The organism is Massilia genomosp. 1 (assembly GCF_011682185.1).
In the GTDB taxonomy this organism is placed as follows: Bacteria; Pseudomonadota; Gammaproteobacteria; order Burkholderiales; family Burkholderiaceae_D; genus Telluria_A; species Telluria_A rubra.
The window spans coordinates 1-18,276 of record NZ_WHJF01000068.1 but is presented as its reverse complement, the minus strand read 5'-3'; the positions used below and the strand labels follow the sequence as shown (position 1 = coordinate 18,276).

General features: G+C 64.3%; 16 protein-coding genes. 15 read left to right on the top strand and 1 reads right to left on the bottom strand.

Translation table 11 applies throughout. The annotated features are described in order from the left end of the window. Window positions 1–32 precede the first annotated feature (32 nt). The 3 genes from F1735_RS22335 (at window position 33) to F1735_RS22325 (ending at window position 1,805) form a co-directional block, all read left to right on the top strand. On the top strand, window positions 33–560 hold the full coding sequence (locus F1735_RS22335; protein ID WP_167238979.1) for a cytochrome b: 528 nt from the start codon (window positions 33–35) through the stop codon (window positions 558–560). Window positions 561–588: 28 nt separating this feature from the next. Continuing rightward, on the top strand, window positions 589–1,143 hold the full coding sequence (locus tag F1735_RS22330) for a YceI family protein (RefSeq protein ID WP_167238978.1): 555 nt from the start codon (window positions 589–591) through the stop codon (window positions 1,141–1,143). A gap of 92 nt (window positions 1,144–1,235) precedes the next feature. Then, window positions 1,236–1,805 (top strand): YceI family protein, encoded by a 570-nt coding sequence (locus F1735_RS22325; RefSeq protein WP_167238977.1) that lies wholly within the window; start codon window positions 1,236–1,238, stop codon window positions 1,803–1,805. 89 nt (window positions 1,806–1,894) lie between these two features. Here the strand turns inward: F1735_RS22325 and F1735_RS22320 are convergent, their stop codons facing one another. After that, a complete protein-coding gene (locus F1735_RS22320; protein ID WP_167238976.1) occupies window positions 1,895–3,037 on the bottom strand; it encodes a hypothetical protein in 1,143 nt (380 codons plus the stop codon). Between the two features lie 579 nt (window positions 3,038–3,616). Here F1735_RS22320 and F1735_RS22315 point away from each other — a divergent pair. From F1735_RS22315 to F1735_RS22260, 12 genes are all read left to right on the top strand, one after another. Further along, a complete protein-coding gene (locus F1735_RS22315; protein WP_166893745.1) occupies window positions 3,617–3,886 on the top strand; it encodes a GlsB/YeaQ/YmgE family stress response membrane protein in 270 nt (89 codons plus the stop codon). Between the two features lie 61 nt (window positions 3,887–3,947). Continuing rightward, window positions 3,948–5,225: a cardiolipin synthase gene (gene cls / locus F1735_RS22310; protein WP_167238975.1), complete on the top strand. Its 1,278-nt coding sequence runs from the start codon at window positions 3,948–3,950 to the stop codon at window positions 5,223–5,225. A 146-nt stretch (window positions 5,226–5,371) separates the two neighbouring features. Next, window positions 5,372–7,528: a S46 family peptidase gene (locus F1735_RS22305; protein ID WP_167238974.1), complete on the top strand. Its 2,157-nt coding sequence runs from the start codon at window positions 5,372–5,374 to the stop codon at window positions 7,526–7,528. A gap of 606 nt (window positions 7,529–8,134) precedes the next feature. After that, window positions 8,135–9,352 (top strand): MFS transporter, encoded by a 1,218-nt coding sequence (locus F1735_RS22300; protein ID WP_167238973.1) that lies wholly within the window; start codon window positions 8,135–8,137, stop codon window positions 9,350–9,352. A 27-nt stretch (window positions 9,353–9,379) separates the two neighbouring features. Beyond that, window positions 9,380–10,852: a glycosyltransferase gene (locus tag F1735_RS22295; RefSeq protein WP_167238972.1), complete on the top strand. Its 1,473-nt coding sequence runs from the start codon at window positions 9,380–9,382 to the stop codon at window positions 10,850–10,852. Beyond that, entirely contained in the window at window positions 10,836–11,444 is a 609-nt protein-coding gene (locus tag F1735_RS22290; RefSeq protein WP_167238971.1) for a GNAT family N-acetyltransferase, read from the top strand. The genes F1735_RS22295 and F1735_RS22290 overlap by 17 nt, the downstream gene beginning before the upstream one ends. Then, complete coding sequence (locus tag F1735_RS22285; RefSeq protein WP_167238970.1) at window positions 11,441–12,424, top strand: phytanoyl-CoA dioxygenase family protein; 984 nt, start codon at window positions 11,441–11,443, stop codon at window positions 12,422–12,424. The genes F1735_RS22290 and F1735_RS22285 overlap by 4 nt, the downstream gene beginning before the upstream one ends. 29 nt (window positions 12,425–12,453) lie before the next feature. Then, window positions 12,454–13,995, top strand: coding sequence for a beta-N-acetylhexosaminidase (nagZ, locus tag F1735_RS22280; RefSeq protein WP_167238969.1), 1,542 nt, complete (start codon window positions 12,454–12,456; stop codon window positions 13,993–13,995). A 150-nt stretch (window positions 13,996–14,145) separates the two neighbouring features. Then, window positions 14,146–15,096 carry a hypothetical protein gene (locus F1735_RS22275; RefSeq protein WP_229505902.1) on the top strand — a complete coding sequence of 317 codons (951 nt, stop codon included), beginning with the start codon at window positions 14,146–14,148 and terminating at the stop codon, window positions 15,094–15,096. Between the two features lie 13 nt (window positions 15,097–15,109). Continuing rightward, window positions 15,110–16,465 carry a peptidylprolyl isomerase gene (locus F1735_RS22270; protein ID WP_167238968.1) on the top strand — a complete coding sequence of 452 codons (1,356 nt, stop codon included), beginning with the start codon at window positions 15,110–15,112 and terminating at the stop codon, window positions 16,463–16,465. Further along, complete coding sequence (locus F1735_RS22265) at window positions 16,462–17,010, top strand: hypothetical protein (protein ID WP_167238967.1); 549 nt, start codon at window positions 16,462–16,464, stop codon at window positions 17,008–17,010. Before F1735_RS22270 ends, F1735_RS22265 begins: the two co-directional genes overlap by 4 nt. 90 nt (window positions 17,011–17,100) lie before the next feature. Continuing rightward, complete coding sequence (locus F1735_RS22260; RefSeq protein ID WP_167238966.1) at window positions 17,101–18,123, top strand: phospholipase; 1,023 nt, start codon at window positions 17,101–17,103, stop codon at window positions 18,121–18,123. Window positions 18,124–18,276 lie beyond the last annotated feature (153 nt).

The following is an 18,276-nucleotide window of genomic DNA, read 5'->3' as shown; positions in this document are numbered from 1 at the left end:
TCCTAATCAGTACTATTTCCAGGAGCAGGTCCATGCAGGAACGCTATACCATCACCGCGATCGTTTTCCACTGGCTCATCGCCCTGCTGATCGTGGGCGCCTTCATCATGGGCCTGGTGATGACCGATATTGCCGGCATCACGCCCACCAAACTCAAATACTATTCCTGGCATAAATGGGCCGGCGTAACGGTGCTGGCGCTGGCCGCCCTGCGCCTGCTGTGGCGCCTGACCCACGCCGCCCCGCCCTATGCGGCCACGATGCCGGCCTGGCAAAAAGGCGCGGCGCACGGCCTGCACGGCATGCTGTACCTGCTGATGTTCGCGGTGCCGCTGTCGGGCTACTTCTACACCTTGTCGGCCGGTATTCCCGTGGTGTACTTCGGCCTGTTCCAGTTGCCGGTCATCATCGCCGCCGATCCCGTGCTCAAGCCGGTCCTGAAAGCCGTCCACTACTGGCTCAACATGGGCCTGGCCGGCGCCGTCGTCCTGCACCTGGCGGCCGCCCTGAAACACCAGTTCATCGACCGCGACGGCGTGCTCAAGCGCATGCTGCCCTAAGTCACCCTATCGATTCCAAGGAGATTGTATGAAGTTTACCAATGGCACTTTGCTTGCCTCCCTGCTGGCCGTGGCGCTTGTCGCCGTCGCCGCCCCGCTGAAGACCGATCCGGCCAAGAGCATGGTGTCGGCCTCGTTCAAGCAGATGAACGTGCCGGTCGAAGCGAAGTTCACCAAGTTTGCGGCCAGCATCGATTACGACGCGGCCAAGCCGGACGCCGCCAAGGCCACCGTCGACATCGACACGGCCAGCCTGGACCTGGGCGATCCGCTGATGAACAAGGAAGTGGCCAAGAAGGATTGGTTCAATTCCGCACAGTTTCCCAAAGCGACGTTTGTCTCTTCGGGAATCAAGGCTGCCGGCCCCGGCAAGATGACGGTCAGCGGCAAGCTGTCGATCAAGGGCAAGACCACCGATGTCAGCTTTCCGCTGACCGTGAAAAGCGAGGGCGGCAAGCACACCTTCGATGGCGCGCTGCCCATCAAGCGCCTCACGTACAACATTGGCGATGGCGAATGGAAAGACACGAGCATGGTCGCCGATGAAGTCATCATCAAATTCCGCGTCAGCGCGGCGCAGTAAACGCAGTACCGTCACGCATTGAGAAGCACTTAATTCAAACGTCATTCAAACGTCATTCAAACGACACTTCAACCTACATCAAGGGACACCACATGAAAATCAAGCACCTGATCATCGCCATGGCCGCCGCCGCGACCGCCACCGCCAGCTTCGCCGCCGACACCTACAAGATCGACCCGACCCACACCTTCCCGAGCTTCGAAGCCGATCACATGGGTATCTCCATCCTGCGCGGCAAGTTCACCAAGACCGAAGGCACCGTCGTGCTCGACCGCGCCGCCAAAACCGGCTCGATCGACATCACCATCGATGCCGATTCGCTCGATTTCGGTAATGAAAAACTGAACAAGCACGCCAAGAACGAAGACATGTTCGACGTCGCCAAGTTCAAGGACGTGACCTACAAGTCGAAATCGATCACCTTCAAGGGCGACGTGCCGGTATCGGCCGAAGGCACCCTGACCTTGCACGGCGTGAGTAAACCTGTGACGCTGACCATCAACAAGTTCAAGTGCATCATCCACCCGATGCACAAGAAGGAAGTCTGCGGCGCCGATGCATCGGCTCAATTCCTGCGCACCGATTTCGGCATCAGCTACGCCGTGCCGCCGTTCGCACCGGAAGTCAAACTGGCCATCCAGGTCGAAGCGGTCAAGAACTAAGCAGCTGCTTGCGGCAAACGTGAAAAAGCCTCGCTTCCGGTGACGGAAGCGAGGCTTTTTGTCGTGCTTACCAGCTTGAGAGGCCCGGATTAACGGCCATCGCGGTCAAAGTCGCCCGGCATGGCGCGTTCGACTTTATCCCACGCTGCGCGGGTGGCCGACTTGGCTTGCTGCCAGTTCAGGCGCGACTTGCCTTTGACGGTATCCCACTCGTCCGACAGGTTGTTCTCGACCGAATCGAAGCTGGTGCCGGCATAACGGCCGCGGCTGTTGTAGCCAAGTTCGTACGCAGGACCGTAGTCGTCGTAGGTGTAGCCTGGCGAATAGTAAGGAGCGCTCTGGTACGAGCTGCGCCAGTAGGCTGCTTCTTCTTCAGGATTGACCAGTTGGCCGGCTGCTTTACCGGCCATGCCGCCCGCCAGTGCGCCGATCGCGGCGCCGGCTGCCATGCCGACCGGGCCACCGACCGCACCAGCGGCTGCGCCCATCGCTGCGCCGCTACCGGCGCCCATGCCCTTGGCAAAGTGATGCTCATGCAAGTCATCGCCCGCTTTCGGGTTGATGACTTCGGCTGCGCCCTTGCCGGCCAGGCCGCCGGCGATACCGCCGATGGCGGCGCCAGCGGCCATGCCGATCGGGCCGGCTGCGGCGCCGATGCCGGCGCCGGTGAGTGCGCCAGCGCCAGCGCCGACGCCGGTACCGATGATGTGCTCGCCTTTGTTTTCAGTCCAGCTGCGCTCGATGTGGGTAGCGTCGTCATCGTTGCGTGGGTTCACGCCCATCAGGATGCCGCCGTTCTTGATGCCTTCTTCGTAGTGTACGACGCGCTCTTCAGGAATGCCCGCGCCGATCAGTGCGCCCACCAGGCCGCCGGCGATACCGCCAGCGCCGGCGCCGGCCAATGCCGCTGCGATAGGACCGGCGACGACCAGGCCAATGCCAGGCAGGACCAGGGTAGTGCCGACGGCGGCGATGCCAGCCAGTACAGCGCCGATGGTGCCGCCGATGCCGGCGCCAACGCCCGCGCCTTCAGCCGCTTTGCTGCCGAGTTCAGTATCGGTATCGTTGAAATAGGTTTTGCGGGTGTCGTCCGACATCATCAAGGTGACGTCGTCCTTGCTGTAGCCGCGGTCGGAGAGGGAATTGTAAGCCCGCTCTGCACTGTCGCGATCACGGAACAGGCCGGTGACCATACGGGAATCTTTTTGGGTCGTGGTGTCGTAATTGCTCATTTCAATTTCCTTTCGAATTATGGATGTGCGGGGCTCGCATGCAAACCTGGAAATCAATGCCAGTGACGAAACGATAAGCCGGCTTGAACATTGCTTCCGTACGTTGCCGCACTCAACAACGGTGTTTCCAAATGGCATGAAAAATGCGCCGCTGCGGCTGGCGGGCGGGTTCGCGACGCGCGTGCGGCGGCGCGCTGACAGTGGGCATGGATGGGGGCGAGGGCGAGGGCAAGGGCGAGGGCGAGGGCGAGGACGAGGGCGACGGGGACGGCACCGGCACCGCCACCGCCACCGTCATCCCCGCGCAGGCGGGGATCCAAGGCTGTAGTTCAGCCCGTAACTACGGCACGACCTTGGGTCCCCCCTGCGCGGGGACGACGGTGATGGCGCGTGGGCGGCGCTGGAAGACGGCGCATTGCGCAGCATGCGTTTTCACAACTTCCTCATCCAAAAAGATGTTGAATCGTCCATTACGTTCGTTGCCGCACCGACCATGCAGATGGCCCGGATTATTCTTTTCCCATGGCCCGGCGATTGCACGTGGCCGGGTAAATTACTTAACCAACTGGAGGAATCAACATGTTATTCATCATCTGGATCATCATCGGCGGCATCTTGGGTTGGCTCGCAAGCATGGTCATGAAAACGGACGCGCAACAAGGCATCATCCTGAACGTGATCGTCGGTATCATCGGCGCGGCCCTGGGTGGCTGGCTGCTCGCCCCCTTGTTCGGCACCGGCACCATCAATTACGATGACTTCAGCGTCCCGTCGCTGCTCGTGTCCTTCCTGGGCGCCGTGATCCTGCTGGCCATCGTCAACCTCCTGCGTCGCGGTAAAGTACGCTAAATGCAGCTCTCCCCATGACCAACGCCTGCCGGCGTTGGTTTTTTTTTGCCTGGATTTCCCGATGACCAAAAAACCCCTCTACGTAGCATTGATCAGCTGTGCGCTTACCTTGCTGGGAGTGTTTTTGGTTTTCAATTTCATGCCGAGCGAGAAAAAAATCGAGCGGCAACTGCATCGCCTGTACGACACCGACGATCCGCAATTCCGGCGCTCCATGGGCGTGCTGCTGGGTCCCCCCATTCTCGAAGGTAACCGGGTCGAGGTCCTGCTCAACGGCGACCAGATCTTCCCGTCCATGCTCAAGGCCATCCGCGAAGCCAAGCACACGATCACCCTGGAAACGTATATTTACTGGTCCGAATCGATCGGCAAGGAATTTTCCGACGCCCTGATCGAACGCGCGCGCGCCGGCGTCAAGGTCCACGTCATGCTCGACTTTGTCGGCAGCATGAAAATGGACAACGCCGCCATGGACCAGATGAAACAGGCCGGCATCGAGCTGCAGCGCTACCACAAGCCGGTCTGGTGGAAATTCACGCGCCTGAACAACCGCACCCACCGCAAGGTGCTGGTGGTGGACGGCTACATCGGCTTTACCGGCGGGGTCGGCATCGCCGACCAGTGGCGCGGCGCCGGCCAGGACAAGAAGCACTGGCGCGACACCCACTTCCGGGTCGAAGGCCCGGTGGTCGGGCAGATGCAGGCGGTGTTCGCCGACAACTGGACCAAGGCCACCGGCACCGTCCTCGATGGCCCGAATTACTTTCCTCCACTCAAACCCGTGGGCGGCCATGCGGCCCAGATGTTCAGCAGTTCGCCCAGCGGCGGCAGCGAAAGCATGCTGCTGATGTACCTGATGGCGATCACCTCGGCGCGCGACACCATCCATCTGTCGAGCTCGTATTTCGTGCCGGACCAGCTGACCATCAACGCGCTGGTCGCGGCCGCCAAGCGCGGGGTCAAGGTGAAAATCATCACGCCCGGCGACGACATCGACTCGGACGTGGTGCGGATCGCCTCGCGCGAGCGCTGGGGCGCGCTGCTCGAAGCCGGTGTCGACATCGCCGAGTACCAGCCGACCATGTTCCACGTCAAGGCGCTGGTGGTCGATACCCTGATGGTGTCGGTCGGCTCGACCAACTTCGACAACCGCTCGTTCAGCCTCAACGACGAAGCGAACCTGAACATCGTCGACCACGCCTTCGCGGCCGAGCAGGTGGCCATCTTCGAGAAAGACTGGAAACTGTCGCGCCCGATTACCCTGCAAGCATGGCAGCAGCGTTCGTGGACCGAAAAAGTGGCGGGCGAAGTGGCCTCGCTGGTGGGCGGCCAGTTGTAAGGGGCGGCGCATGGCGGGGGATGGCGCGGCCGGCACGGCCGGCGGCCCGTCAGAATTTGATTGACTATTATTTTGGCGATACGGATACTCTAGGGCGCTCAGCGAGCCAAGCCTGTTCCGATTGACCAAAAAGAGACGAAATGCGAATGAAAAAGACCTTCCTAACGCTAGCCATCCTCAGCACCGTTGCACAAGCCGACGAAGGCATGTGGATGCCGCAGCAGCTGCCACAAGTAGCCAAGCAACTCAAGGCCGCCGGCCTCAAGCTCGATCCGGCCAACCTGACCAAGCTCACCGAATTTCCGATGAATGCGATCGTCAGCCTGGGCGGCTGCTCCGCATCGTTCGTCTCGCCGCAGGGCCTGGTAGCGACCAACCACCACTGCGTGTACAACAGCGTGGCGGTCAACTCGACCCCTGAGCGCGACCTGCTGGCCAACGGCTTCCTGGCCAAGACCCATGCGGAAGAATTGCCGGCCGCGCCGGGCAGCCACATCTTCGTCACCAAGGACGTCGCCAACGTCAGCGACAAGATCATCAGCCCCGAGGTCGCCAAACTGGCCGGCAAGGCGCGCGTCGACGCGATGGAAAAGAACATGAAGTCGATGGTTGCCGAGTGCGAAAAAGACGCCGGCCACCGTTGCACCGTGTCCAGCTACTACGGCGGACTCGAGTTTTACCTGATCAAGCAGCTGGACATTCGCGACGTGCGCCTGGTGCATGCGCCACCGGCCGGCGTGGGCAAATTCGGCGGCGACACCGACAACTGGATGTGGCCGCGCCACACCGGCGATTACGGCTTTTACCGCGCCTACGTGAGCAAGGACGGCAAGTCTGCCGCCTATTCCAAGGACAACGTGCCGTACGTGCCGACAACGCACCTGAAGATCGCCCGCGAAGGCGTCAAGGAAGGCGACTTCATCATGGCGCTCGGCTATCCGGGCCGCACCAGCCGTCATCGCCTGCCGTCGGAAGTGGTGGCTGCCTTCGATTGGGACTATCCGACCTTCGTGAGAGTATCGGCTGAAACGCTGGCCATTATCGCGCACGAGACCAAGACCAATGAAGACGCCAAGCTGAAATACGCCGGCCAGGTCGCCAACGTCAACAACTACTACAAGAACCGCAAGGGCATGATGAACAGCTACGAAGGTAGCGACATTTTGGCCCGCAAGACGCGCGAACATGCTGAGATGAAAGCCTGGGTCAATGCCAACCCGGCGCGCCAGAAAGAATACGCGGCCGACATCGAGCAGGTCGAGAAGCTCATTGCCCAGCGCGACGCCGAAACCAAGCGCAACTTCTTGCTGCCGCGCGCCACGCCGCAACTGCTGACCGTGGCGCGCCGCCTGTACCGCCTGTCGAACGAAAGCACCAAGCCGAACGCCGAGCGCAAAACGGGTTACCAGGAACGCGACCTGCCGACCTTGACCGCGGGCGTGGCGGCGATCGAGCGCAGCTACGACGAAAAAGTCGACAAGGCGCTGGTCCTGAACTTCCTGAAGCAATATGCGGCCCAGCCGAAAGCCGAGCGCAACGCCAGCTTCGACGCCGCTGTCGGCGTCAACGACGGCATGAGCGAAGCCCAGCTCAAAGCCGTGCTCGACACCATGTACGCCGGCTCCAGGCTCGGCGCCAAGGAAGAGCGCGCAGCCTGGGTCGGCAAGACCCCGGCCGACTTCAAAGCCAGCAACGACAGCTTCATCAAGGCTGCGGTAGCCATGTACGACGCCGGCATGAAGCGCGAAGCCGAAGAAGAAGAGCTGGCAGGCAAGATCCAGCAAGCCTACGCCACCTACATGAAGGCCAAGATCGCCTACATGACCAGCAAGGGCCAGCCGGTCTATCCTGACGCCAACGGCACCCTGCGCGTCACCTTCGGCAAGATTGCCGGCCGCGACCATGGCGCCGACGGCACCGGTTCGTGGAGTGCCTTCACGACCGTCAAGGGCGTGGTAGCGAAAGCGACCGGCGAAGGCGAGTTCAACGCCCCTGCGGCGCAACTGGCGGCGATCCAGGCCAAGGATTTCGGCAAATATGTCGATCCGAAGCTCAAGACCGTGCCGGTGAACTACCTGGCGACGTTGGACATCACCGGCGGCAACTCCGGTTCGGCGGCGCTCAACAGCAAGGCCGAGTTCATCGGCTTGGCGTTCGACGGCACGCTGGACTCGATCATTTCCGACTGGGACTTCAACAAAGCCAACACGCGCGACATCCAGGTCGACGTGCGCTACATGTTGTGGAACATGAAGCATGTCGACAAAGCCGACAAGCTGCTCAAAGAAATGAACGTGGAATAAGCTGAGGCGGGGCTGTCCGCCCGTCCTTCTCCGATGCCTGCCTCCTCCGGGACGCAGGCATTTTTTTCGTCCACCGCTGGCGGGCGGCATGAACACTATGCCAAGCGATGACAAAATTCTACAATTTTTAATACCAATCTACGACCAGTAGAGTTACTATACATTCCAATCTAAGACCACATTCCCCAACCGGGGTCAGAGCTTTAACTTGAAACAGTTGCAAAACAGCTAGTTGCAAAACCGGAGTCAGGCCCTAATGGCGTTAAGTTAAGCGGCTTTCTGGCCACAAGCCTAAAAACCGTCTTTCCCGCGCAGGCGGGAATCCATCCATAGCACCTTCGCTCATCATAGGTGCTATAGATTCCCGCCTGCGCGGGAAAAACGGAGCTTAAGTTAACGCCATTAGGGTCAGACCCGATTCGTTGCAAAACCGTGCAAAATTGGGGTCAGGCCCCAATGCAGTTCTGCCATTCCCGCGTAGACGGAAATGACGAGGCGGCGGGGGCTGATCGACAAGGCGTTTGTTGCTAATTAAAGCTCTGACCCCGGTTGTAAGGTTTTGGAGCTCAGCCGTAGGAATGTCGGAAATTTTTTCAGGTGGAAAACATGTTCGAGAAACGCACGCATCTGCTCTACTTTTCCCTGTTTTTCATCCTCTACGAACTGACCGTTTACTTGTCGAACGATATGATCATGCCGGCCATGCCGCAGGTCGTGCGCGAATTCCAGGCGTCGAACCGGCATATCGGACTGTCGCTGAGCCTGTTCATCCTCGGCGGCAGCATGCTGCAGATCTTTCTCGGCCCGGTCGCCGAGCGCGTCGGCAAGCGCAAGGTCATGCTGGCCGGCGTGGCGCTGTACCTGGTGGCGACCTTGCTGGTGCCGTTCTCGGCCACCATCGGCCAGTTCCTCACCGCCCGCTTCTTCCAGGGCATGGGCTCTTGCTTCATTTTCATCGGCTACGCCGCCATCCACGAACTGTTCAACGATGCCGACGCCGTCAAGCTGACCGCCATGCTGTCCAATACCACCGTTTTCGCGCCGCTGATCGGCCCGGTGGTCGGCAGCGCCGTGATCAGCATGTTTCCGTGGCAATCGATTTTCGGGATCGGCTTTGTGCTCGGCTGTATCGCCTGGCTCGGCCTGTTTACATTCATGCCGCGCACGGAAACGCGCACACCGCCCGCCGACCTGGCCGCGATCCGCGCCAGTTACCTGACCATCGTGCGGAATAAGAAATTCATGTCCGGGATCCTGATCGCGGCCTTGGCGATTACGCCGCTGACGGCCTGGATCGGCTTGTCGCCGCTCATCATCATGGAACACATGGGCCAGCCCTATGGCACCTATATCTTGTACCAGCTCGTGATTTTCTCTGGATTTATCCTCAGCACCATGGCGATTCAACAACTCGGCGACGGCTTTTCGCTCACCCGCCTGATTCGCCAGGGCGCGGCGCTGGCCGTCGTCGGCATGCTGGGCGCCGGGCTGGTGTACCGGCACGGGCACTTGTTCATTGTCTGCATGTTTATCTTCTCGGCCGGCTTCGGCCTGTTTAACGGCGCCCTGATCCGCCTGTCGCTGACCGCCACCGGCGTGTCGATGAACCTCACCTCGTCCGCCATGAGCCTGCTGTATTGCGTGTATATCGCCGCCGGCGTCGAGATCTATAACCTGGTGGGCGCGTATTTCGACTATTCGCTGGCGTCGTATGCGCTGTTCAACGTGCCATTGGGCGTGCTGCTCGGCATCTGCCTGATGCGCTTTGCCAGGAACCACGATGGACCAGAGCCGGCCCTGGCGCAATCGCCCCAGGCCGAATAAGCAATCGGATACGGAACGGAGGCAGCAATGCATGTCGATCTGGCGTATGAAGTGCTGATCAAGGATCTGAAAGCCGAATTCCTTGCGTATAAACAGTGGGAAGCGTTTTGCCGGCAGGATGCGCATGGCGGCGCCGACGCCCGGGCGCGCCTGCACGCGGCGCAATCGTCCTACCACGTCCACCTGCGCGAATTACGGCGCCTGGTGCGCCGCCATGGCAGCGACTTCGATGCGCGCAGGGCCTCGTCGCTGCTGGCCATTCCCACCCAGCCGCTCGCGCCGGACGAGTTGATCATGCACCGGATCTGGCTGGGCGGGGCGCTGCCGGCCATGGCGCGCGAATCGGTACGCCAGTGGGATTGCGCGCTCGACGCCATCGGCGCGCCGGACAGCGGCCCATACCGGCTGGCGCTGTGGGTCTGGAATGGCGCGCAATTGCGCGACGATCCCTGCTTTCACCCGGCGCCGGGCGCGCACCATGCGATCGGCACGTATCTGTGCGGCACGCGCCTGCTCACCGTGCATGCGCTCGACGCCCTGGCGCGCGAATGCGGCCCCGGCATCGCCGCCTTGCTGGCGCAATTGCACCGCCAGCGCTATTTCGTGAACCTGGCCGACTATTTCAGGCTGCTGATCCTGCACCACTGGGGCGGCATCTATCTCGATGCGGACAGCATGCCGTACCGCCCCGCCACGGTGTTCCTGTGCAAGCCGGAAGTGCCCGACTACGTCAGCTTCGCGGTGAACCGGGAGAGCAACCGTCTGGATGCCAGTTTCGTCTGCTGGATGAATCTGTTCAACGATGAAAACGGCATGCTGGTCGCGCGCAAGGCCAATCCGGCCATCGCGCAACTGATCGCGCGCATCGATGCGAATCTGGGCGCGATGGGGCCAGGCGTGCCCGATAAGGACGAGGCGCACGGCGTACGCTACGCCGCCACCCTGCACGACGCCACCTACGGCGCCTGGCACGACACCATCGGGCGCTCGCTGGCGGCCTACCACGACCTGGTGGCGCGCCACGGCGTGCTGCATGACGATGCGCCGGAAACCATCGTCAGCGGCCTGCACGGCATGCGCCTGCGGATCGACGCCCTCACGCGCCAGCCGGCGCCGCTCACGCCGTCGGAACAGGCCGGCTACGACAGTTGCATCGCCGCGCTCGAGCAACGCGGCTGGCGCCTGGCCGACATCGGCGCGCTCGCCGAGGTGGCCGTGGTCTTGTCCAGCACCGAAGTGCCGCGCATGGCGTACGCCTCGCAACTGCGCGCAGCGGCGCCGGGCTGCCACTATTATTCGTTCCTGTCGCAAGACCGGCAACTGGACCGGGTCAACGATCTGTTCGGCGCCTATCTGATGGCCATCAATGCCGAACGCATCCGGCGCGGGAACTTCTGGCACACAACGCATGGACACGCCATGCCGGACCAGCGCAGCTATGCCAAGGTCCACGCCAACCTCACCACACGACTGCGCGGTGCCCATGCAAACGAACGCTGAACCGTACGCTTTCCTGCCCGGTGCGCAGATCGGCGAGGCGCAGCGCGACCGCATGGCGGCGCTGCTGTTCGCCACCAGTTATCTCGAATACTGCTCGTTCGGCAATCGCTTGCGCCTGCCCCTGGCCGCCTTGCAGCGGCGCCAGAATATCGATCCGTATATCGCCCATGCGCGCGGCCTGTTCGATGGCGCCGGCCGCTTCAGCGGCTTTTACACGGCCGCCACCATCGCCGAATTCGCCCGGGTGAACGCCGTGTCGTATTACCGCGACGAGATGCGCGCGATGGACGCCGCCTACGACGCCTTTATCGCCCTGCACGCGCGCGATAAGGACCTGTTCGTGGCCAGCCTGGCAGTGGAGGAGCGCTGTCGCGGACGCGGCCTGCTGAAGCTGATGCTGGCCGATATCGAGGCCCTGGCGCGCAGCAAGGGCAGCGCGCGCATCGTGCTCACGGTGTGGGAAAACAGCGCCGCCTTCGGCATTTACCTGGACAAGGGATGGCGCTCGTGCGCGCTGTTCGATTACGCGGCCGAGCTGTTTTTCGACCGCCTGCATTTCATGGAACTGGTGCTACCTGGAGGATCGCAATGAACACCCATATCGAGGCCATCGGCAAGCATAGCGTCGGCACGCGCAATCAATCGACCTTGGCGAGCGCCACGGCGCGCCTGAACGACCGTTCCAACGGCGCGCCGCTGCGCGTGCTGTCGGAAACCGATTGGGACTTCTGGATACAGAACGGCTATATCGTCATTCCCGACGCGGTCGGTCCGGATCAACTGGCGCGCCTGGAACAGCTGGTCTGGGAATTCGAGGAACTCGATCCGCACGACCCGGGCAGCTGGTATCCGCCCGAAAAATCGCGCCTGAGAAAAACAGAGCTGAGCTTTAACGCGGGGATGATAGAGTTATACAACCACCAGTATCTGTGGGATACGCGCCAGATGCCGCGGGTACACGACGCTTTTACCGATATCTGGGGCACGCGCAAGCTGTGGGTGTCGATCGACCGCGTCAACCTGAACCTGCCGCCCGAGCCGGGATTCGCATTCAAGAGCTTCATGCACTGGGATTACGACCCGGAAAATGCGTCGCCTAGCGCGCCGCCGAATGTGCAGGGCGTGCTCTCGATCGGCGACCAGACCGATCTCGAGGTGGGCGGCTTTGTCTGCGTGCCGTCGCTGTTCCGCGATTTCGACGCCTGGCGCCGCACCCAGCCGGCCGATTGGGACTGGTACCGGCCGGATGTCTCGGCCTTGCCGCACGTGCCGGTATTGTTGAAAAAGGGCGATCTGCTCATTTTTAACAGCCGCCTGTGCCACGGCATCCGCCAGAATGTCTCGGCCGGCAAGGTGAGGATGGCGCAGTATATGTCGATGATGCCGGCGCAGGAGCATGACGAGGCCTTGAAACAATGGCGCATCCGTTCCTGGCGCGAGCGCGAGGCGCCGGCCGGATACAGCCTGCACGGCGATCCGCGCAAATGGGAACAGACAAAATACCCGCGGGCGCAATTATCGCCGCTGGGCGAACAACTGCTGGGCCTGCGGCCATGGCAGGACACGGACTAGATTTCTTACGGATAGCGAGGATTTTCAAGATGCAAGCGACTATGCAGCACAACATCGGGCAGTTATTCATGGTCGGCTTCGACGCCCTGGAGCCGAACGAGCATATTATCGGCCTGATCCGGGAGCGCCGCATCGGCGGCGTGATCCTGTTCCGGCGCAACGTCCACACGCCGGCGCAAGTGTCCCGGCTGTGCCAGAAGCTGCAAGAGATTAACGCCGAAGTGAGCGAGCAGCCCTTGCTGATCGCGCTCGACCAGGAAGGCGGCATGGTGATGCGCATCGAACAGGGGGTCACGCCGATTCCCGCCGCCCTGGCTTTCCAGGCGGCCGGTTCGGTGGACGACTGCCGCCAAGTGAACTTCATCAATGGCGACGAGATGCGCCAGATCGGCATCAACATGCTGCTCGCGCCCGTGCTCGATGTGAACAACAACCGCCTGAACCCGATCATCGGCGTGCGCGCCTACGGCGAAGATGCCGACACCGTGGTGCGCTACGGCATGGCGGCCTTGCGCGGGCAACAAGAAGCGGGCGTGATCGTCACCGCCAAGCATTTCCCCGGCCATGGCGACACGGCGGTCGACTCGCATTATTCCATGGCGCTGGTGCCGCACGACCTGGAGCGCCTGCGCGCGGTCGAGCTGGCGCCGTTCCGCGCCGCCATCGCCGCCGGCGTGGACGCCATCATGACGGCGCACGTGGCGTTTCCCGCGATCGAACCCGATCCGGCGGTGCCGGCCACCCTGTCCAGGGCCGTGCTGACCGGCTTGCTGCGCGAAGAGATGGCTTACCAGGGCGCGATCATTTCGGACTGCCTGGAAATGGGCGCGATCGCCGACGGCGTGGGCGTGGCGGCGGGCGCGGTGGCGACCTTGCAGGCGGGCTGCGACATCGTGCTCATTTCGCACCGCGAAGAGCAGCAGCGCGCGGCCTTGGCGGCCGTATCGGCCGCCGTGGCGCAGGGGACGATCGCGGCGCAGCGGATCGAGGAAGCCTTGGGGCGCGTGCGCCGCCTGAAGCAGGCGCGCGCGGTGGGCGGCTGGCGCGAGCGCGCCGCCGTCCCAGGCGGCCTGATGACGGCCGAATCGATGGCGCTGGCAAAAAAAGTGCAGAAAGCGGCGCTGCTGGTGCAGGGCGATTTCCGCCCGCTCGACCCGGCCTTGCCGGTGCGCCTGATCACGGTCGAGGTGCGCTCGCGCAGCGAAGTCGATGAAGTGGCGAACGGGCGCAACAACGAAGCACGCAGCTCGATGCTGCCGGCGCTGCGCCAGGCCGGGCTGGACGTGAGGGAATATGCGATCTCGGCCGAGGCGTCCGATGCCGAAGTGGCGGCGGCGATCGCCTTCGCCGCCGGCGCGCCGCAGATTGTGGTGCAGACCTACAACGCGGTGCTGGTCGAAAACCAGCGCCGCCTGCTGGCGGCCATGCCGGCGGACAAGCTGTGGGTCGTCGCCGGCCGCCTGCCGTACGACCTCGACCTGGCGCCGCAAGCGCAAGGCCGCCTGGCCGCCTTCGGCTGCCGTCCGGCCGCGCTGGAGCCGGTGGTCGAACGCCTCACCCAGGCGGCATAATCCCCGCCCGCCCGGCGCGCCGGGCGGGCGTAAGCGATCGACCAGCGATGCCGGCTTTGGCGTAACTCCACCAATGTCTGTCGCATTCCAACAAGACGCTGTCCATACCGGCCCCGTACATTGGCTGCTCCATCCCACGGAGGAGCCACCATGTCGGACAGCATCAAGCGTCGTCATCTGATGGCAGCAGCGGGCAGCCTGGCCGCAGGCGCCAGCCGCGCCGACGCCAACCGCTGCCGCTTCATCCCCGGCAACCGCGCCGGACATTACGAGAGCTATTTCCTGCGCGCCAACGAGGCTGGCCGCGCGCGCGCCTTCTGGATCCGCTACACCTTCTTCAGCCCGGCCGGCCAGCCGCAACTGGCGCTGGGCGAAGTCTGGGCGCTGTGGTTCGATGGCGAACAGCGCCGCATCATGGCGCTCAAAAACCAGTTCGCGCTGGCGGACTGCGTGATCGGGACGGGCGCGCCGGACCTGCTGATCGGCCACGCGCACCTGAGCGCCACTTGCCTGGCCGGCAGCGCCAGCGGGCCTGGCCACAGCATCGCCTGGGCGCTCGGCTACGACGCGCCGCATCCGCCGCTGCTGCTGCCGGCGTCCATGTACGACGGACGCTTTCCGCAAGCGAAGGCGCTGGTGGGGGCGCCGGGCGCGCTGTTCTCGGGCCAGGTGGCCGGCTTCGACGACGCGCCCGAGGTGTTTTTGGAATGCTCGACGGCGTGCCTGAGATGGGGTGTACTGCGCTCTCCGCAGATGAGCCTGGTGGTGCTGCGCATCGGCGCCCTGGCATTGTCGCTCAACAGCATTACGCAAGCGCTGCGCACGCGCGCCCGGATCGACGGGTTTACCTGGGACATCGATGCCCGCGCCGACGGCGTGCGCATCGAGATCCGCATCGATGCGCCGCGCGACGCGTTTGCCGGTCTGCATTATGCGAATCCGCCGGGCGGCATCAAGACTTGCCTCAATTCCAAGCTGGCCTCGTGCAGCATGACCGTCAGCTTGCGCGGGGAGCCAGCGCGCAGGTATGGCTCGCGCCACGGGGCCGCCTTCGAACTCCTCACCGACCGCAACGAGCACGGCGTGACCATCCTCGCCTGACACGAAAGCATCCATGACACCGATCCCGACCCCACGCCGGCAATGGACCGCCCTGCTGCTCCTGGCAAGCATCCTGTGCCACGCGCAGGCGGCGCCGCCAGCGCTTGACGCCGCGCCGGTGGCGCACATCAACGGCGCGCCCGTACACGCGCTCACCTTGCGCGCGCTGCTGCACCAGGCGCGGGACCAGCCGGGCCGCCCGTCCGCCGACGCGGTGCTGGCCGGGATCGTGGCCGACCGCCTGCAAGCGCGCTGGGCGCGCGAGCGCTTCAGCGCGGCGCAGCTGTACCCGGCCGGCACGGTCGGCTTCGCGCCGGGCGTGGGAGTCGACGAGCGCCTGGTTGGCTTGCTGCGCAGCATGCACGACAGCGAGCTGGAAGCGGCCCTGCGCGCCCTGCCCGGCGGCGCCCTGGCCGGCGCGATCGAGGCCCCCTACCCGCTGGCGCCGGCAATGCTTGAGCGCCTGTTCGGCGCGCCCGGCGCGCTGCGGCTGGGCTACGACTTCACGCCCGGCCAAGCCGCGCTGGCGGCGCGCACGCCGTTGCTGCGCTATCGCCTGGGCAAGACAGAGCCGGTCATCCTGAGCGTGCTGGACGTGTTCGAGCGCCAGAACGTGCAGGGGCGCATGGAATTTTTCAATCGCAAGATGGATTTCATCGCCCATCAGGCGCGCCTGCGGGTGGCCGGCCTGTTCGTGCTCGACTGGGCCAGCCGCCGCTTCGGCGCGGCCGCCGTGGCCGACCTGCGCCAGGCCCTCGATGAGCAGGAGGCGGTGCGCGGCGCCCTGCGCCTGTACGGGCTGGCCGATGGCGCCGAGGCGCACAGCCCGCTGCAGGCGGCGCTGGCGCGGCAGGTCACGCAGGCCGACGTCAACGCTTTCTACCGCGTACACAAGGACCAGTTCCGGCGCACCGACAAGGTGCGCGCGCGCCACATCCGGGTCGCCAGCGAAGCGCTGGCGACACAGATCGCTGCCGGGGTGGCGGCCGGCCAGGACTTCGCCCTGCTGGCCCGGCGCCACTCGCTGACGCCGAACAGGAAGCGTGGCGGCGACCTGGGCTGGGTGAGGCAGAGCGCCGCGCCCGGCTGGCTCGCGGCGCTGGCGCTGCAGCAGCCGGCCGGCCAGGTATCGACCCCGTTCCGCGCGCCGGTCGGGCCGTCCGCGCCGGCCACGTGGGACATTGTGCTGGTCCAACAGCGGATCGAAGGCTTTTACCCGCCCGGTTCGGAAACCGTGCGCTACATGGCGCGCAAGGCCATCGCCCATGAGCGCGCCCGCGCCGAGTTCAGCGACGCCCGCAACGCCCTGGTGCGCGCCGCCAAAGTCGAGATGCCGTCCAGGCCGCCCGGCGCCACGGGGGCGCCATGAAGCCGGCGCTGATGACGCTTGCCGGCGCGCTGACGGCGGCGGGCGCGCTCTGGCTGGCGTGGCCGCAGGCGCGGGATGCGCCCGCTCCCGTTCCCGCCAGCGCCAGCGCCGCCCCGGGCGGGCCCGCCGCCGGCCGTTCCTGGCTGGACGCCTGGCCCCCGGCCGAGCAGGCCACGCCCGCCGGCAACGCGCCGCTAGCGGCCGCGCACAGCCTGGCGCAGACGCGCCTGCACGGCGACCCGCAAGCGCCGCCCATCGCGCAGGAAAGCGCCACGCGGGAAAGCGCCGCGCTAGCGCGTCCCACGGCGGCCGAACTGGCCGACCCGCAGGCTTACCAGGCGTTCGAGGCGCGCCAGAATGCGCAGGTGCTGGCCGCTTACATCAAGGCCGTGGACGACGAGTTGCCGCGCCTGCGCGACGACATCGCGCGCGGGCGCGCCATGGGGATCGCCGCCGACAAAGTCGCCAGGGCGGAAGAAAAGGCGCGCGGACTCGACAGCATGCGCGCGCAGCTGATCAAAGATCATCCCGCGCTGGGGAGGTGAACGCGGCCGCATCGGTCGTGGCAATGCAGCAAGCCGGCCGGGCATCGCGTCCGTGATGCCCGCAATGACTACCAACAAGATGGAGACCAGATGAAGGCACTATTCAAGCTTGCCCCCGTGGCGCTCGCCCTGCTCGCATGCCTGCCGGCCCGGGCGTGGAACACCGAAACCCACCGCCGCATCGTGCTCGACGCCGTCGAGTTCATGAAAACGCACCCCAACCAGACCCGCTACGCGAGCCTGCTGGCGGGCGTGACGCGGGCCGGCTACACGATGGCGCAGTTCGCCGCCGCGATCGGCCAGGGCGCGCACGATGTCGATTACTTCGAAGACACGTATATCTGCGGCGCCGCCACCGGCAATTGCCAGGGCGCGCCCTTGTGGGGACTCGGCTCGGGCCTGGCGCGCTACACCTCGTTCTGGCACTTCCAGAACCACACCGCCGGCGCCGACGTGCATGGCAACGACTTCGGCGGCTACCACTACGCCAAACTCGGCAATCCGGGCGACATCGACAAGCTGGCCGCCACCTGGCTGGTGGGCGATTACCTGGACGACGGCGCCGGCGGCCTGGGGGGCTGGTTCGGCGACGCCAGCAAGTACGACAGCTACGGCGTGACCGAAGCGCGCTATCGCCAGGGCGCTTACTCGACGGCCGGCATGTACCAGGATTACCAGCACTTCCCGTTCCAGCCGATCGACAACCTGGCGCAGCATTTCTGGACGCGCTTCTTGCAGGCGCCGTCGGCGCAATCGCTCGGCTTTGTGTTGCACGCGACCGACCTGCTGCAGCCGCACCACACCTTCAATGTACTCGGTCACAACCATTCCGGCTGGGAAAGCTGGGTCGAGGATTACTACGACAGCGAAAAGCTGGGCGACGCGGCGCTGGTGCTGGCCGCGCTCAAGGATTTTGCGCCGCTGGCCGACAGCGCGACCGACATCCGGCCGCTGCTCACGCAGGGCGGCACGTATTCGTATCGATATGGGGGAGCGGTGCTGTCGTCGCATGAGCACACGGTGCGGCGCGGCGTGGCCAAAAAGATGGTCCCGCACGCGATCGCCATGGTGGTGCGCGTGCTGGACCGGGCCGCCGTGCGGCTGGGCCAGTAGCAGCGCAGCGGCAGTCGCCGCGCAGACTCCTAGCCTGAATGTTGCACAAACCACCGCCGCAGCGCCGCTTTTCCGATGCAGGACCTTTTCAACTTGAATCGGAATGTCGCGGGCGATAGCGTCCCTACCCAATTGAACGGGACAGTCAATGAA

Excerpts from the sequence above, each read along its gene's own strand:
- F1735_RS22275 (WP_229505902.1), top strand. The coding sequence starts at position 14,146 with ATGTCGGACAGCATCAAGCGTCGTCATCTGATGGCAGCAGCGGGCAGC.
- F1735_RS22295 (WP_167238972.1), top strand. The coding sequence starts at position 9,380 with ATGCATGTCGATCTGGCGTATGAAGTGCTGATCAAGGATCTGAAAGCC.
- F1735_RS22300 (WP_167238973.1), top strand. The coding sequence starts at position 8,135 with ATGTTCGAGAAACGCACGCATCTGCTCTACTTTTCCCTGTTTTTCATC.
- F1735_RS22335 (WP_167238979.1), top strand. The coding sequence starts at position 33 with ATGCAGGAACGCTATACCATCACCGCGATCGTTTTCCACTGGCTCATC.
- F1735_RS22290 (WP_167238971.1), top strand. The coding sequence starts at position 10,836 with ATGCAAACGAACGCTGAACCGTACGCTTTCCTGCCCGGTGCGCAGATC.
- F1735_RS22305 (WP_167238974.1), top strand. The coding sequence starts at position 5,372 with ATGAAAAAGACCTTCCTAACGCTAGCCATCCTCAGCACCGTTGCACAA.
- F1735_RS22330 (WP_167238978.1), top strand. The coding sequence starts at position 589 with ATGAAGTTTACCAATGGCACTTTGCTTGCCTCCCTGCTGGCCGTGGCG.
- F1735_RS22325 (WP_167238977.1), top strand. The coding sequence starts at position 1,236 with ATGAAAATCAAGCACCTGATCATCGCCATGGCCGCCGCCGCGACCGCC.
- F1735_RS22270 (WP_167238968.1), top strand. The coding sequence starts at position 15,110 with ATGACACCGATCCCGACCCCACGCCGGCAATGGACCGCCCTGCTGCTC.
- F1735_RS22315 (WP_166893745.1), top strand. The coding sequence starts at position 3,617 with ATGTTATTCATCATCTGGATCATCATCGGCGGCATCTTGGGTTGGCTC.
- cls (WP_167238975.1), top strand. The coding sequence starts at position 3,948 with ATGACCAAAAAACCCCTCTACGTAGCATTGATCAGCTGTGCGCTTACC.
- F1735_RS22260 (WP_167238966.1), top strand. The coding sequence starts at position 17,101 with ATGAAGGCACTATTCAAGCTTGCCCCCGTGGCGCTCGCCCTGCTCGCA.
- nagZ (WP_167238969.1), top strand. The coding sequence starts at position 12,454 with ATGCAAGCGACTATGCAGCACAACATCGGGCAGTTATTCATGGTCGGC.
- F1735_RS22265 (WP_167238967.1), top strand. The coding sequence starts at position 16,462 with ATGAAGCCGGCGCTGATGACGCTTGCCGGCGCGCTGACGGCGGCGGGC.
- F1735_RS22285 (WP_167238970.1), top strand. The coding sequence starts at position 11,441 with ATGAACACCCATATCGAGGCCATCGGCAAGCATAGCGTCGGCACGCGC.
- F1735_RS22320 (WP_167238976.1), bottom strand. The coding sequence starts at position 3,037 with ATGAGCAATTACGACACCACGACCCAAAAAGATTCCCGTATGGTCACC.